11 protein-coding genes are annotated in these 15,137 nt (G+C 60.7%); 4 read left to right on the top strand and 7 right to left on the bottom strand.

What is annotated here, in order from left to right; genetic code table 11:
- Positions 1-60 precede the first annotated feature (60 nt).
- Together RM533_RS07280 and RM533_RS07275 are read right to left on the bottom strand one after the other, a co-directional pair.
- Positions 61-855, bottom strand: coding sequence for a sugar phosphate isomerase/epimerase family protein (locus tag RM533_RS07280; RefSeq protein ID WP_311340562.1), 795 nt, complete (start codon positions 853-855; stop codon positions 61-63).
- Positions 856-2,043, bottom strand: a complete 1,188-nt coding sequence (locus tag RM533_RS07275; RefSeq protein WP_311340561.1) for an aromatic ring-hydroxylating oxygenase subunit alpha — start codon at positions 2,041-2,043, stop codon at positions 856-858.
- 164 nt (positions 2,044-2,207) lie between these two features.
- On the opposite strand from RM533_RS07275, the gene RM533_RS07270 reads away from it, so the two are divergent.
- Positions 2,208-3,863 carry an AMP-binding protein gene (locus tag RM533_RS07270; RefSeq protein ID WP_311340560.1) on the top strand — a complete coding sequence of 552 codons (1,656 nt, stop codon included), beginning with the start codon at positions 2,208-2,210 and terminating at the stop codon, positions 3,861-3,863.
- A 27-nt stretch (positions 3,864-3,890) separates the two neighbouring features.
- On the opposite strand, the gene RM533_RS07265 is transcribed toward RM533_RS07270, so the two are convergent.
- Both RM533_RS07265 and RM533_RS07260 read right to left on the bottom strand, forming a co-directional pair.
- Entirely contained in the window at positions 3,891-4,724 is an 834-nt protein-coding gene (locus tag RM533_RS07265; RefSeq protein WP_311340559.1) for an SDR family NAD(P)-dependent oxidoreductase, read from the bottom strand.
- Between the two features lie 151 nt (positions 4,725-4,875).
- Positions 4,876-5,889: an NADP-dependent oxidoreductase gene (locus RM533_RS07260; protein WP_311340558.1), complete on the bottom strand. Its 1,014-nt coding sequence runs from the start codon at positions 5,887-5,889 to the stop codon at positions 4,876-4,878.
- A 143-nt stretch (positions 5,890-6,032) separates the two neighbouring features.
- On the opposite strand from RM533_RS07260, the gene RM533_RS07255 reads away from it, so the two are divergent.
- Both RM533_RS07255 and RM533_RS07250 read left to right on the top strand, forming a co-directional pair.
- Positions 6,033-8,330, top strand: coding sequence for a TonB-dependent receptor (locus RM533_RS07255; RefSeq protein ID WP_311340557.1), 2,298 nt, complete (start codon positions 6,033-6,035; stop codon positions 8,328-8,330).
- A 15-nt stretch (positions 8,331-8,345) separates the two neighbouring features.
- Positions 8,346-9,110 carry an SDR family NAD(P)-dependent oxidoreductase gene (locus RM533_RS07250; RefSeq protein WP_311340556.1) on the top strand — a complete coding sequence of 255 codons (765 nt, stop codon included), beginning with the start codon at positions 8,346-8,348 and terminating at the stop codon, positions 9,108-9,110.
- A gap of 725 nt (positions 9,111-9,835) precedes the next feature.
- Here RM533_RS07250 and RM533_RS07245 read toward each other — a convergent pair.
- The gene (locus RM533_RS07245) at positions 9,836-10,840 is read right to left on the bottom strand and encodes a zinc-binding dehydrogenase (protein ID WP_311340555.1); all 1,005 of its coding nucleotides are present in this window, start codon (positions 10,838-10,840) and stop codon (positions 9,836-9,838) included.
- Between the two features lie 261 nt (positions 10,841-11,101).
- On the opposite strand from RM533_RS07245, the gene RM533_RS07240 reads away from it, so the two are divergent.
- Entirely contained in the window at positions 11,102-13,588 is a 2,487-nt protein-coding gene (locus RM533_RS07240) for a TonB-dependent receptor (RefSeq protein ID WP_311340554.1), read from the top strand.
- Between the two features lie 64 nt (positions 13,589-13,652).
- Here the strand turns inward: RM533_RS07240 and RM533_RS07235 are convergent, their stop codons facing one another.
- On the bottom strand, positions 13,653-14,066 hold the full coding sequence (locus RM533_RS07235) for a nuclear transport factor 2 family protein (protein WP_311340553.1): 414 nt from the start codon (positions 14,064-14,066) through the stop codon (positions 13,653-13,655).
- 165 nt (positions 14,067-14,231) lie between these two features.
- Positions 14,232-14,585 carry a Rieske (2Fe-2S) protein gene (locus tag RM533_RS07230; RefSeq protein WP_311340552.1) on the bottom strand — a complete coding sequence of 118 codons (354 nt, stop codon included), beginning with the start codon at positions 14,583-14,585 and terminating at the stop codon, positions 14,232-14,234.
- Between the last annotated feature and the right edge of the window lie 552 nt (positions 14,586-15,137).

Raw genomic sequence — 15,137 nt, 5'->3', positions numbered from 1 at the left:
GAACGAACGCATCATGGCTCATGCCTGCGCGTCGGCGGAAGATGGACAGCAGCGTTATGGTCATGTGTTCTGCTCCAGCCAGCGGCGGGTCTGCTGCGCCACCGCACAAGCCCTGCCGACCGGGTCATGCAGAAAAGCATTGCGCAGCGCCTTTGAGCGCAATTCGATCGACAACGGTATTTCGGCAGGCAAGGCCCTATACAGTGCCAGCAGGTCAAGCGCGCCCGATCCGCATTGCTGCCGCAAATCGACGGCATCGGTGATTATGGCGTTGAAATCGGCCGGGTCCGGTCGCCGTGCCGGCGCATCGCAGAACTGCGCATAGGGCAGCAAGGCGGGATCGAGCGCGGCAATTTCAGCAAGTTGGGTGCCGGATCGATCGACGTGGATCGGATCGATCAGGATGGCGGCAAGCGGATGATCGACCGCAGCGATGATCGCGCGCGCTGCGGCAAGGTCCTTGACCGCGGTAAAGATGCCGAATTCAAGAGCGACCCTGATGCCGGTCGATTCGGCATGGCAGCACAGTTCGTTGAGCCAGCCAATCGTATCGGCAGGGTCTGGGCGCGATGACACGCACAGCGCGTTTGCCGCACCAAGCCGCGCGCCGATATCGAGGATGCGCTTGTGATCCGCGATGTCCTCGCCATCGCGGTACCAGAGCACTTCGACATCGATGACAGGCATTCCGGCTTTGCGTAAGGCATGCTCGCAAGCCTGTGTGTCGGTGCTGTTCCACACGGCGGGATCGACCCACAGGCCGACCATGTCGAATTGCGCGCGCGCCGCAGCGTCGATCACTGCCAGCGCGCCGAACTCGGGCAGCACGCCTGACGCCAGCGCGATCGGGTTCACTTACATTTCCGGCTTGGGCGCATTTTCGTCGCCGGCGACGTACCAGTTCACCCATTCGTGGAAATACTGGTTGCCGCGTTCATTCTTGCCAAAGACCAGCGTTTCGTGAGCGCCGCTTTCCAGCCCTTTCTGAATTTCCATTCCGATCAGATAATCCTCTTCATAAGTAACGTTGCGGAAAAAATCGCAGAACCCCTCGAGCCGTTTGGCATCCTCTTCGTCGCGCGGCGGATCGCGGCGCAGATAGTTGAGCACCGTCCTGTTGCTGTCCGGTGTCGGCCCGGGGAAAAGCTGTGCGACCTGCGTGATTTCGGGCGCGACGAAGATTGACACGTTGGGAAACAGGATGCGCACGAAATCATAGCCGTGGTTTTCACGTGTGCCCCATTCCTCACGCGGGTGATCCTTCAGCAGATTGCTGATTTCGTGCTGGGGAAAGCCGATCCGCATGTTGGGGCCAAACCCTTCGTAATGCATGCAGTTGGACGGTGTGCGCGGGTGGATGGTTTCGGGGTGGAGGGAGGAGAAGTGATAGCCTTCCAGATAGCCGTCGAACGCGATCTTCCAGTTGGCGCCATGAATGGTGCGGCTGCCGACATAATGCCAGTTGGCAAAGTCGAGATCCTCGAAGTCGCCAAGATACCCCTGAAAATAATCGTCAAGGTCGATGCTGCCTGCCGGGTCGAGGCAGACAAAGATCATGCCGGCACGTTCCTCGCAGGGCATCTGTCTGAGCCCGCGTTGCGCCTTGTCGATGTCCCCGAAGGTCCGCTGTTCCGATACGGCACGCAGCCGGCCGTCCTGCCCGTATGACCAGCCATGATATTTGCACACGAACACCGGACAATTGCCATGTCCTTCGGGCGCGACCGGCGCGCCCCTGTGCGCGCACACGTTCAGGAACGCGCGCACTGCGCCATGTTTGTCCCTGTTGATCAGCACCGGCATTCCTGCCGCATCCATCGCCTTGAAATCGCCGGGATTGGGGAGTTCAGCGGTGAAGGCCAGCATCAGCGGAACCTTCTTGAACACCCGATCCATTTCTCGGTCGAACTGTTCTTGGCTCGTATAGCTTGCCGTTGGCACGGTCATGGTGGTCTGTGTCTGATGCGTGGTCTTGTGCTCGACATAATCGCGCATGATTTCAGCGACATTGCCAAGCTGTTCCTTGCGGGCCTGCTGGGTCATGGGTGGGGCGCCTTTCCCTTGCGCGTCTGTAATCCTGGCAGCCTCTCTAAGCCTTTTGACATGATCGGGTAACTGCCACAGGTGACAGGTGCCGGCAGGTCCGAGCGGTGAAATAACTGGCACGGCTGGTGCAACACCAGCTCCATGATGCAGGACGCGATACGATGACCAGCGCCGACGAAATCGAGCCGGCAAGCCCGCGATCCCGGCCACCGTGGCACTGGCTTGCCACCCCGCCGCGCCATCTTGCTGCGTTCGCGCATCTTTGGCGCAATGTCACGATTGCCGGTCTGGCGCAGGAGCTTGCCCGACGCGAGCCGGATTTTGTCGCGCTGATCGACGGGCAGCGCGCAATGACCCGCAAGGAATGGCTGGAGGAAGCACAGGCACTTGCCGCTGCGATGGCTGATACAGGATTGCAGCCGGGCGATGTGGTCGCCTTTCAACTGCCCAACTGGCATGAGGCGGGTGTGCTCAATCTTGCGTGCGCAATCGGCGGGTTCGTGATCAATCCCATCGTGCCCATCTACCGCGACGCAGAGGTGCGCCAGATGCTGCAGGACTGCGGCGCACGCGCGATTTTCTCCTGTGGCATGCACCGTGGCTTCGACTTTGCGGCCATGGCCCGGCGCCTGCGCGATGAACTGCCTGACCTGCGCCACGTTTTCGTCGTCCGCCCCGAGGCAGGGGAAGTGCACGAGTGCGATTATGCCCGATTGCTGGAAACGGGCCGTGACCTGCCTCGCCATCCGGCTGCGACTGACCCCGATGCGGTGAAGATGGTGCTCTACACCTCCGGCACGACCGGCCGTCCAAAGGGCGTGCTGCACAGCCACAATACCATCGAACATATCGTGCGCAGCAGTTACGAGCATTGGGGCGTACGCCCGGGTGACACGATCATCATGCCATCACCGGTGACGCATATTTCAGGTTACGCCAACGGCCTGGAGGCGCCGCTGATCTGCGGGACACGCGTGGTCCTGATGGAACGCTGGGACGCAGATACGGCAATCGAACTTATCGCAAGGCATGGGGTAAGCGGGACAGTCGCGGCCACCCCGTTTCTCGTCGAACTGGCCGCGGCGGCGCGGCTGGCCAGCACGCGGCTACCGTCCATGCGCTGGTTTGCCTGCGGAGGGGCGGCGGTGCCGGCTGATCTTATTCCTGCGGCGAACCGCGCGTTCGACAACATGACCGCGTTCCGGGTGTTCGGTGCCTCCGAAGTGCCGCTTGTAACCTATGGCTGGCCTCACGACGAACATCTGGCGGCTACGACTGATGGGAAGGTCGTCAGCTACGATGTGAAGATCGCAGACGATGACGGAACGCACCTCCCGGCAGGCGTGGAAGGCGAGATCCTGGCGCGCGGGCCATCCATGATGCTGGGTTACGCCAATCACGAACAAAGCGCGGAGGCCATCGACGATGAGGGGTATTTCCGCACCGGAGATCTGGGCAGACTATCCGCCGATGGCGCACTGACCGTTACCGGCCGCAAGAAGGACCTCATCATCCGTGGCGGGGAGAACATCAGCGCTGCAGAAATAGAAGATGTGCTGCGCTCCCATCCTGCCGTTCGTGACGTCAGCGTGGTCGCCATGCCTCACGAGCGTCTGGGCGAGGGGGTGTGCGCCTTCGTCGTCGGCGAGGGCACGCCTGCGTCAGAGCAGGACCTGTGCGATCACGTGGCGGCGAGCGGCCTTGCCAGGCAGAAAATTCCGGAACGCTTCGTCTTTGTCGATGATTTTCCGCGCACGGCATCCGGCAAGGTGCGCAAGGATGTGCTGCGCGCCGATGCACGGACGCGTGCAGGCTGATTGCTTAGTGGCGCCGGATGAACGGGATCAGGGCGCAGCGTGCGCTGCGATGCTGGCCGCGATGTCGGCCTTGGACGGGTTGCCGCGCAGGCGCAGGCCGCCGTTCACCTGCAACACCTCGCCTGTCATGAAGCATTCGTCGCTGGCGAGGAATACGGCAGCGGCGGCGATATCGTTGCTGGTGCCATGGCGGCCGAGCGGATAACCGGGCGCAAATGCTTCATAGAGGCCCGGCACCTGCGCTGCTTCTGCCGTCATTGGCGTTTCGGTCAGTCCGGGCGCAATCGAGTTGGCCCGCACGCCATGACGTCCAAATTCGTTGGCGATGCAGCGGATGACCTGATCGGTCCCGGCTTTGGTCCCCATATAGGCGGCATGGTCCCAAAGCATGATGCTGGCTGTGGCCGAGCTGATCTGGATTATGGCACCGCCGCTGCCGCCAAGGTCCGTTGCCATCTTGCGCAGCACCGCCTGATAGAACTGGAACGGACCGACAAATTGCAGCGCGGCCATGGCATCCAGTTCAGCGCGGGTGTTGGCAAGGAATGGCGTCAGCAAACCCCAGCCGGTGGCGTTCACTGCAACATCGATCCCGCCCATCTGCTGGACTGCTGCGTCCACCAGTGCATTCACATCCTGTTCCTGCGTGATATCGCAGGGCGCGAACCGGGCACCGGTTTCCTGCGCAAAGGCGGCAAGCGCCGCTTCCTTGCGGCCTGCAACCATGACCGTTGCGCCGTCTGCCATGAAGCGCTGTGCCATCACCTGACCCATGTTTCCGGCACTGCTCGCTCCCAGGATCAGTGCTCTCTTGCCGTGCAGGCGCGGCCCGGGCCTGAGGGTATGCGGCGGCTGTGGCATCGCGATGCGTTCCTTGTTGCTGCAAATGGCACACCATCATAACGGACGCCTGTGGCTGTGGTGACTGCGCAAAAGGGCAGGAACCGTCTGTCGCGGTAACGGCCTGCCCGATAAAGCCTTCATTGAGCGAACCTCGCACGCAGCCGATCACTCAGCCGATCTTCAGGATCTGCTTTCCATTGTTGGCCCCGCTGAACAGCCGCATGAAGGTGTCATAGGCGTTCTCGATCCCTTCCTGCACATCCTCATCGATGCGCAGCCGGCCATCTGCGACCCATTCCATGATCCTTGCGCCGCCTTCGGGGAAGCGCGGCGCATAATCGGTGACGAGGAAGCCGGTCAGTGTCGCTTGATGCACGATCACCTGCCACAGGTTGCGCAGGCCGACATGCTCACTGGCGTTGTATTCGCTGATCAGCCCGCAAAGGACGACGCGCGCATGGTTGGCAAGGTTCAGGATCTCGGCCTCCATGACCAGCCCGCCGACATTCTCGAACACCATATCGAGACCATCTGGCGCCGCTGCTCCGATCGCGGCGCGCATCTGATCGAGGCTTTTGCCTTGGTAATCGATAGCCACGTCGAACCCGTAGTCCTGCGTCAGCCGGCGGCATTTCTCCGCGCCGCCTGCGATGCCGATCACCCGGCAGCCGTGGATTTTGCCGATCTGTCCGACGACCGAGCCGACCGCGCCTGCCGCACCGGACACGCACAGCGTTTCGCCCGCTTGCGGCTTTGCCACTTCGGTCATGCCGAAATAGGCGGTCAGCGATACAGCGCCCATGGCAGTGAGAAAGCGGGTCGGGCTGTCCACCGCCGATATGTCGACGGGCGCGGTAAAATGGCCGGGGGTGACGAGCGAATAATCCTCGATCGCGTTCAGCCCCATGACCCATTGGCCGACCGGATAGTCCGGGTTGTCGGATGCGTGCACCACGCCAACGGTACTGGCCCGCACCGGATCATCAAGTGCGATGGGCGGCATGTAGCTTGGCGCATCGTCCATCCAGCCGCGCATGGCGGGGTCCATTGAACAATAAATGTTGCGCACGATAAATTCGCCTGCCGAAGGGCTCGGCACTGGTTCCCTCACCAGTTCGAAATCTTCCGGCACAGGGTCGTCCACCGGGCGTCGGCGGAGCAGAAAACGGCGATTTACATCCATGCTTGTTCTCCCAACGGCAATGTCCCGAACTGGGCCATGACGCGCACCTGACACAAAAGGCAGTAATGCTGGGCAGCAAAAATTATAACAAATGCGTGCTGACAAGAACAGCCGCGTGATCGCGGTAATCCGGAGTGAGCAGAATGCACCGATTACGTTCACGCACCTTGGGCGCCATGCTGGCAGGTTCCGCGATGATGCTCGTGCAACCGGCCAGCGCGCAGGCCACAGATGTGGATGCAGATGTAATTCCCGATCCGGAAGGACCAACCCCGGCAGCCGGCCCCGTCACGCAATCAGCGAGCGCAAACCAGATCATCGTGACTGCCCGCCGGCGCGAGGAAGCGCTGCAGGATACGCCGATCGCGATCACTGCGATCAACGCCGCCATGCTGGAAAACAAGAATTCACTTAATATTGGCAATCTTCAGGGCGAAGCGCCCAATCTTCTGATCACGCAGCAGAATTCAGGCGCTGCGGCGGCCAATCTTTCCATCCGCGGGCTGACCTATGCCGACATCGAGAAGTCGCAGGAGCCGACCGTAGGCGTCGTGATCGATGGCGTATTCATCGGCACCAATACGGGGCAGTTGCTGGATTTCTTCGACATCGAGCAGATCGAAGTGCTGCGCGGCCCGCAAGGCACGTTATTCGGCCGCAACACCATTGGCGGCGTCATCAACATCCGCCGGACCCGGCCGACATTCGAGTTCGGCGGCAAGGCCGAAGCGTCCTATTCCCGTTTCGGAACCTGGAGCACGCGCGCTGTCCTCAATTTCGGCGTCGGTGACGTGATCGGCTTCAAGCCGTTCTATTTTCACAATGAAACCGACGGGTATTATCGTGATGGCGTGACAGGCGAACGGCGCGGCGCGGCGACCAACGACAATTACGGCATAGCCATGGCAGTGCAGCCAAACAGCGACCTCGATTTTCTTCTGACGGTGGAAAAGCAGGAGCAGGATTTCTCTGTCGTCAATGCTGTCATCACGAACGACACCGAACTGTTCTGCGGATTTGCACCGCCTGATCTTTGCAACCGCGACACCGGTGACGATCTGTACACCGTCTTCGGGCAGCCGGCGGGCGGCACTTACAATGCACCGGCGCTGACAGCGGAGTTGAACTGGGACACAGGGCCTGTACGACTCACATCGGTCACCGGCTGGCGCAAGTCCAGTGAAAACCAGACGCAGGATTTCGACGCCACACCTGTTGATCTTTATTATACCCGGCGGATCCAGAACTACAGCCAGTTCAGCCAGGAAGTTCGTGCAGCGGGCGACCTGTTTAGAGGCTTCGATTATGTGGTGGGTGGATATTATTTCAATTCCGATTTCGACCTGTTGCAGTATACCAAGTTCTTTGGTTTTGCACCGGATCTTGATCCGCTTGAGGCGGATACAAACCCGCAGAGCGTGATCGGCAGCACCGAAAGTTACGCCGTATTCGGTGACTTCAACTGGGCATTTGCCGACAATCTGCGGCTGTCGTTCGGCGGTCGCTGGACCAAGGACAAGAAGTCGCTCTCCAACAGCTTTGCGCAGCTTGGTCTGGTGGGGCAGGGCGAAGCGAGCTTCGACAAGTTCACCCCAAAGGTCGGCGTCGACTGGCGGCCCAATCCCGACACCATGCTTTATGCCAGCTGGTCGCGGGGGTATCGTTCCGGCGGGTTCAGCCCGCGTGCCGCCACCGCTGCAACCGCAGGAACGCCGTTTGGCCCCGAAACCGTGGACAGCTATGAGATCGGTACCAAGCTTGATCTGCTGCAGGGAAGGTTGCAGTTCAACCTTGCCGGGTTCGTCTCCAAATATGATGGGCTGCAACAGAACACCACGATACCGGGCGGGCCGACCGGAAACCAGACCATCACCTCCAATGTCGGATCGGCAACGATCAAGGGCATAGAGGCGGACGCGACGTTCAGCCCGGTAACCGGGCTGCGTTTCAACGCCACGATCGGCTATCTCGATGCACAATTTGATGATTTTGTTGCCGGTAATGTAGTGGGCAGCGTCATCCTGCCGTTCGACTATTCCGCCAACAACCCGATCTACAGCCCTGACCTTACCGCGTCGCTTGGCGCAGAATATGTGCAGCCGGTCAGCTTTGGCGAGCTTGTGGGAACGCTCGGCTATCGCTTTATCGACAATTACGATCAGCAGATCTCGCTCGGTCCCTTGTCGGGCGATCTTGTGAACGGCCCGGTCATCGTCGGCGGCAATGATCCCAGGGTGCGCACGGACAAGCAGAGCCTGCTCGATGCGACCTTGACCGCCAATTTCGCGCTGGGCCAGACGGATGCATATCTGAGCGCGTTCGGGCGCAACCTGCTCGACGACAGGGGCGCCAACGCTGCCTTTACCGTAGCCGGCCTGTTCTCCTTTGCCTCGGCGCGCGAACCGCGCACCTATGGCGTCACGGCGGGCGTGAAGTTCTGATTGAAGGAAGCATCGATGGCACGGATGAACGGCAAGGTCGCGCTGATTACAGGCGCAGGTTCGATGAACGGGCTGGGCGGGGCGACCGCGATGCGCTTTGCCGAAGAAGGCGCAACTGTATGGCTGACCGATCTTCGCAGCGATGGCATCGAGGCGGTAGCCACAGCCATCGAGGCAAGAAACGGCCATGCCCGAACGATGGTGCAGGACGTGACGAAAGAGGACGGATGGGATGAGCTGATCGACGCGATGGTTGAACGCGATGGCGGTATCGACGCACTGGTCAACAATGCCGGCATCGCCGTGCTGCGCCCGATCGAGGCGTTTGCCACCGATGATTGGCACCGCCAGCTGCGCGTGAACCTCGACAGCGTGTTTTTCGGGTCGCGACGCGCGATTGCCCGCATGCGTGAACAGGGCCGCGGTGGTGCGATCATCAACATTTCGTCCGTCGCCGGCATTGTCGGGGTGCCCTATTGCAGCGCCTATGCCGCGGCAAAGGGCGGGGTGCGGATCATGAGCAAGGTCCTGGCGGTGGAATGCGCGCGCGATGGCATCCGCGTCAACACGGTGCATCCCGGCATGATCGAGACCGACATGCAGATCGTCGCGCGGCGCGACAATCCGGACAATTTTGACAAGGTCGTGGGCTCCATCCCCATGGGCCGAATGGGCGAGCCGCTCGACATTGCCAATGCCAATCTGTTTCTGGCAAGTGACGAGGGTCGTTATGTCACGGGCACCGAGATCATTGTCGACGGTGGCATGACTGCGCAGTGACGATGGTGACGCGCGGCCTTTGAAAGCGACCCTCGAGCCTGAGCCTCATTACGCAGTCTGGACGCCATCGCCCAAAAACATTTCGTACCGGTGCTGCAGCCTGCCTCATCGAACACGTAAGAACCGATCATGGCGGCACCATCGGGAGGTTGGCCCCGGTGCTTCATCGGGGTGCTTTCATTGTTCGTATCGTGCTGTTCCGGATTGTCGCGAATGGCGACCTGCTGCGTGCAGGTGATGATGACAGGTGGGTCAGGTTGAGGCGGATGTTGCTGGCGGTGACCGCCATCACGATTTGACTGCGTCATCAGCGGCACCTTGCCCGTGCTTGCCGAACAGCCGCTGTTCCGGGAATGCCGACCGGTTCTGCCTCGGACCGCGGATTGACCACGGAACCGGTTTTTGCGCCTGAATGAGGCAGCACCGCACAGTCGGCTTCGTTCATCGGCACATCAGTGCAGCCGGTCCTCTCCTGCACCTCCTTCACCCGCGAGTCCTGGTCGCTCCTGTCAGCCATATTGCGCTGGCGAGCAGTCACGGCGGTGCTCTTGCCGGTCGATCCCGGGCAAGCGTGCGTCGACCCCATCGGCGTCGATGCGGGTGATGGACACACGCGTGCCTTGCTGCGCGAGCAGGCTGGCAGTGGCCTAGCCGGTGCAGCGCCTCGAACGATCGCATTCGCAATGGCCTCTTTCATAAAGCAGGCCGGGGCCGAACGATTGCAATCACAGCTTCAGCAGCGTCTTGCCGATGTTCTTTCCGCTGATCATGCGGCCATAGGCCACCAGCGTGTTTTCAATGCCTTGCGTCATGTCAAAAGGCAGATCGATGGCACCTGCTTTGAGCCAGTCTGCAAGCGTGCGTTCGAACTGCGGACCTTTTTCGGGCACGTCAGGCAGGAAGATCCCTCCGATGCGCAGCCGCTTCATCAGCACCTGGTCGAAGTTGCGCGGGCCGGGCATCGAGCCTGCCAGATCGTAACCGGCAATGAGCCCGCAAATGCCGATCCGACCGTGCAGAGCCATGTTTGGCATGATCGCGTCAAGGATTTCTCCGCCGACGTTCTCGAACAGAGCGGTCGGCTCCTTGCCGAAGGCGATGATGCGGGCCGCCACATCCTCGTTCTTGTAATCGATTGCCATGGCAACGCCGATCCGATCCTTGAGATATGCGCATTTCTCCGGGCCGCCGGCAATTCCAATGACCTGCGCGCCAAGCAGCCTGCCGATCTGGCAGGCCAGCAGCCCTGTTGCCCCCGCCGCCGCCGAGACTACCAGCACATCGCCTGGTGCAATGCCGATGATGTCCTGCAATCCATAGAGCGCAGTCCAGCCGTTGAGACCGAGTACTCCGAAATGCTGACGAATGTCCGGGGTCTTGGCATCGAGAGTGACGGCCCAGGCTTCATCCGGCCTGAAGGTGGAATATTCCGCCCATTGCCCGAACGCCCGCACCAGCGAGCCAACCGGCATTTCGGCGTCCGTGCTTTCGATGACTTCGCCGATCGCCTGCCCTGACATCGCCGCCCCGAAGGGCTGCGGCGGCTGATACCCGTCTTCGCGCGGTCCCATCCACATCCGCGTGCCAGCATCCATTGAAAGATAGAGATTGCGCAGCCTGACTTCGCCTTGGGCAAGTGGCAGCAGGTCAGCCTCCTGAAGGCTGAGTGCGGCAGCAAAATCATTGCCGGAAGGGTTGCGGTCAAGCCGCCAGTAACGGTTTTTCTGCATGGCGGACTGATCCTGCGCGAAATGGGCGTAATGCAACGATGCCAATCGAGGCAGGTGTAGCGCACCTGTGACATCCGATAGCTGTAACATGCACGAGGCGCGCTTTTGCCGCAGAACCCTAAGTTCATCATCAAAGCATGACGGCAACAGGCAAGGCATCCTGCCCGCTTGCGAGCCGTGCCGCGACCAGGACGGATCGCAGGCAGGCGGAGATGCACGCCGGCCGGCCCGCCAGGCGGAACACTCAGGGGAGAAGAAACGATGATGAGCAACAGGCGGTTCCTACTGCTCGGTTGCACAGGCGCTGCCCTGTGCGCCCAACCGGCATCTGCCCAATTGCCCGAAAGCGGGATCGACCTGCCTGACGCAGCACCTGCGGCTGCACCTCTGGCGCGTGGCGGGCTGTCCGAGATCATCGTCACGGCCAGAAAGCGCGAGGAAAGCGTGCAGACAGTGCCCGTTGCGGTGACCGCAATTTCGCAGGAGGTTATCCAGAACCGCGACATCACGAGCGTGGAGAAAATCGCGGCTATCGCCCCGCAGTTCAATGTGGGCCGTGCTTCCAACGGTTCAGGCGCGCAGCTGACATTGCGCGGCATCGGTTCATCGGCAACCTCGATCGGGATCGAGCAATCCGTCGCGGTGGTGGTGGACGGCGCCTATTACGGGCAGGGCCGCGTCATCAACGAAGGTTTTTTCGATCTTCAGCGGGTCGAGGTGCTTAAAGGCCCGCAGGCGCTGTTCTTCGGCAAGAACGCGACCGCAGGTGTCATCTCGATCACGACCAGCGACCCTGGGCCAGAGGCCGAGTTCATGCTGACGGGCGGTTATGAGTTCAAGGCTGATCAATACACCATTGAAGGCTTTGCCTCGTCGCCCATCACCGACAGCATCGGCCTGCGCCTTGCTGCCCGCTATTACAAGATGAATGGCGGTTATTACACCAATCTTGCCGAACCGTTCGACTATACCTTCAGCGATATTTCCGACCTTCTGGCCGGCGGCGATGGCGACCCGCTGATCCTCACCGCCCGACCCGCCGAGCGCGAGGCACCCGGCGAGGAGGAGTTCATCACGCGCGCCACAATGAAGTTCGAGCCGACCGATACGCTGACCTTTACCCTGAAGGGCAATTACAACTGGAACAGCGTCAACAACAATTCCTGGAATTATGCCGCTTTTGCCTGCGGGCGCGAAGACGGGCTGTCGCAGCTCACCGGGCAGCCCTGCCGTGAGGATTTCGTTACCTACCAGAACAATTTGCCAGATGGGCTGGGCGGCCGGGTGCCGTTCGCAAGGGACGATGGCAGCCTGTATAACCGGTACGAATCGGCATCGGGCACGCTCAACACGGTGTACGATGGCGAATACATCCAGGTCACTTCCGTCACCAATTATCAGTGGGTCAACAACCGCTGGACCTGCGCCTGCGATTTTCAGTCCTCGCCTGCCAGCAACTGGGCGACCGAAAACTCCAGCTGGACAGCCTGGTCGGAGGAGTTACGGTTCCTGACGCAGCTTGACGGGCCGCTGAACGCGATGATCGGCGGGCTTTATCAGAACACGAAGCGTAAATTTGAACAATATGCCGTGCTCGCCAACCTCTACAACAGCCAGGCACCTGAGGAATACACCTTTCTTGCCAGCGCCAAGACCAGCGAAACCGAAGGGGAGACTTTCGCCATCTTCGGCCAAGTCACTTACGCGCTGACCCCGACGCTGGAGATTGCCGGCGGCGCGCGTTACACCGACGAAACCAAGGACAGCTTCTTTGTCCAGCCTTATGTGAACCCGGGTCTTGCCACGATCTTCCGGCCGGGTGATGAACCGCTTGGCTTCATCACGGCAAGCCAGCAGTTTCAGGATGTGTCACCTGAAGCTACGATCACTTGGCAGGCAGGAGATGCGCTGCTCGTCTACGGTGCTTACAAGACTGCCTACAAATCCGGCGGGTTTTCCAACGGCGGCATCAATTCGCGTTTTTCCGATGATCCTTTTGGCGACCTGACCTTTCAGCCTGAAACCGCCGAAGGTTTCGAGATCGGCGTGAAATCGACAGTGCTGAACAATCAGCTGCGTCTGAACGTGATCGCCTTTACCTATGATTACAGCGATCTGCAGGTTGATTTCTTTAATTCGCCGATCTTTGCGTTCCAGACGCTGACCGCCGATGCGCGTTCACGCGGGGTCGAGGCGGAGTTCGAATATGCACCCTATGCGGTGCAAGGCCTGAACGTCTACGGCTCGGTCAACTACACAGAAGCGAACTATACCAGCTTTGACGAGGCGCCGTGCTATGCGGGGCAGACCGTGGCGCAAGGCTGTGTGCAGCTGAGCCCGATCGCGGCCCGACAGAACCTTACCGGCACGCAGCTGTCGGTAGCGCCTGACTGGACCGGCAATCTGGGTGTATCATTCGATCGCGATATCAGTGACCGGTTTCGTGCCGGCTTCAACGTCGATGCGCGCTATTCCGGTGATTATCTGGCCTCAGGCTTCGGCAATCCCCTGTCGCGGCAGGACAGCTACGTCACGCTGGATGCCGGACTGCGCTTTGGTGCAGCAGATGACAACTGGGTCATCAAGGTCATTGGCAAGAACCTTACCAACCAGTTCTACGTCACCGGCGTGGTAGATGGTCCCTCCACCGGCAGCGGCACTGGCACACCCGACGGAGTGTTTGCCGACCAGCTTGGCTTCGGCAGCCTGCCGCGCACGGTGAGGGTCGAGGTAACCAAGCGCTTCTGACGGCAAGCGCTTGGCGGTTCTTCGTGGCGCTCGGACTGGCAAGCAGCGCCGCCGTCAACGCGCCTCATCCGTCACGATGGATGTTGCGGAACGAGCGGCGCTGGAAGTACCATTGCCCGTCGATCTTCACGCAACGATCCGTATATTCACCACGATCCCGCCTGGTGACGCCGTCCTGCTGGTAAACCTCGGACGTGTAGGCGCGCACGTCTGCGGTGTCTGCGTCCACCTCGATACTGCCGCAATAGGCCTGAAAGATCATGCCGGGATATTGCGCCATCGCAGTGGTCCACATGGCCACGATATTGTCGCGGCCGGTCTGCGGTGGAAATTCGGGGTAGTCAGGCATGGTCCAGTATGCATCGCTCGCCCATGTCGAGGCCCATTGATCTGCGTCGTTTCGCGTGACGGCATCGGCATAGGTGTCAATGAGTTCGCGAATGGCAACGCGGTCTTCCAGCGGCCCGGTAAACGGCATGATCCTGCTCCTCCTGCCCGCCTTGTGGAGCTGCGGGCCTCGAGCTTTGATAGCGCGCGGCGCTGCCAAGCGAACCTGTGCGATTGGGCAGGGGCCGATCATTGCAGGACATCTGAGGCCGTAACGCGACGCCGGTGTGGGAGAGCTCAAGGCTCTGCATTCGTCCTAACCGGTGATGACAGGCAGCTCGTCCATGCCGGGCGGCGTATCAGGGATGCTGAGCGCGATCATGCCCTTTTCCACCCGCACGGCAAACACGCGCAGATCGGCATAGGCGCTGCCAATGCATTTGCCGGTCTTCATCTCGAACCTGGCGCCGTGCAAGGGGCAGATGATAGCGTCGCGCCGGATGCGACCACCGGACAAGGGCGAGGCCTGATGCGTGCAACGGTCGTTGACAGCGTGGAAACCATCCTCGGTCCTGGCGACCAGCACATGCCAGCCGCCGACCGTCGCTGCCAGTTTGCCATCGGCAGGGAAGTCGGCTTCAAGGACAAGATCATGCCAGTTTTCAGTCATGCAGCTTCCTTGTTGAAGGCGAAGATCCGCAGCACGTCACTACCGGTCTGCTGAACGTCGCGCTGGCAAACTCCACCACAGGAGCACGTCCAGCGACACAGTCGACGGAGCGAAGCGCAAGACTGTTCCTGTATCTCGCCGTGAGAGGCGAAGCCCAGGCTCCGGCCAGACCAGGCCCTTGTCGTGCCTTCCCCAACATCAGTGATGGAGGCGATGTCATGCAGCGTATGCCGCAGGAACAGGCAGTCTGCCGGGTAGGAAGGGCGGTTCGAACATGCAGCATCGGCTCGATCAGCAGGCTTTCACGCAGTTGAGGTGCTCTGGTGAGACAAATCCATTTCGCAGACCGTTCATAACCGCGATTGCCGCCGGCATCAGGCTAATCATTGCGATAGCTAGCGATGGTCCGGCCGATGTTCGACATTGTCGCTCCATGGCGCAAGGCGCAACCGTGCCTTGCGAGCGAGCAGCAGACCGGCCCAGACATCCGGCGCTGAAAACCCGCGTCGTCATTCTCCGCCTTCAAGGGAAACCTTCCATCATGATTGTCAC

This window comes from Croceicoccus esteveae (assembly GCF_031846435.1).
Taxonomy (GTDB): Bacteria; Pseudomonadota; Alphaproteobacteria; order Sphingomonadales; family Sphingomonadaceae; genus Croceicoccus; species Croceicoccus esteveae.
Note: the sequence above shows the minus strand (reverse complement) of the source record. Positions and strands in the feature narration are given on the sequence as shown.

Coding starts and splice junctions, on each gene's coding strand:
- RM533_RS07260 (WP_311340558.1), bottom strand. CDS start 5,889: ATGGATGTAAATCGCCGTTTTCTGCTCCGCCGACGCCCGGTGGACGAC.
- RM533_RS07275 (WP_311340561.1), bottom strand. CDS start 2,043: ATGACCCAGCAGGCCCGCAAGGAACAGCTTGGCAATGTCGCTGAAATC.
- RM533_RS07270 (WP_311340560.1), top strand. CDS start 2,208: ATGACCAGCGCCGACGAAATCGAGCCGGCAAGCCCGCGATCCCGGCCA.
- RM533_RS07255 (WP_311340557.1), top strand. CDS start 6,033: ATGCACCGATTACGTTCACGCACCTTGGGCGCCATGCTGGCAGGTTCC.
- RM533_RS07240 (WP_311340554.1), top strand. CDS start 11,102: ATGATGAGCAACAGGCGGTTCCTACTGCTCGGTTGCACAGGCGCTGCC.
- RM533_RS07265 (WP_311340559.1), bottom strand. CDS start 4,724: ATGCCACAGCCGCCGCATACCCTCAGGCCCGGGCCGCGCCTGCACGGC.
- RM533_RS07245 (WP_311340555.1), bottom strand. CDS start 10,840: ATGCAGAAAAACCGTTACTGGCGGCTTGACCGCAACCCTTCCGGCAAT.
- RM533_RS07235 (WP_311340553.1), bottom strand. CDS start 14,066: ATGCCGTTTACCGGGCCGCTGGAAGACCGCGTTGCCATTCGCGAACTC.
- RM533_RS07230 (WP_311340552.1), bottom strand. CDS start 14,585: ATGACTGAAAACTGGCATGATCTTGTCCTTGAAGCCGACTTCCCTGCC.
- RM533_RS07250 (WP_311340556.1), top strand. CDS start 8,346: ATGGCACGGATGAACGGCAAGGTCGCGCTGATTACAGGCGCAGGTTCG.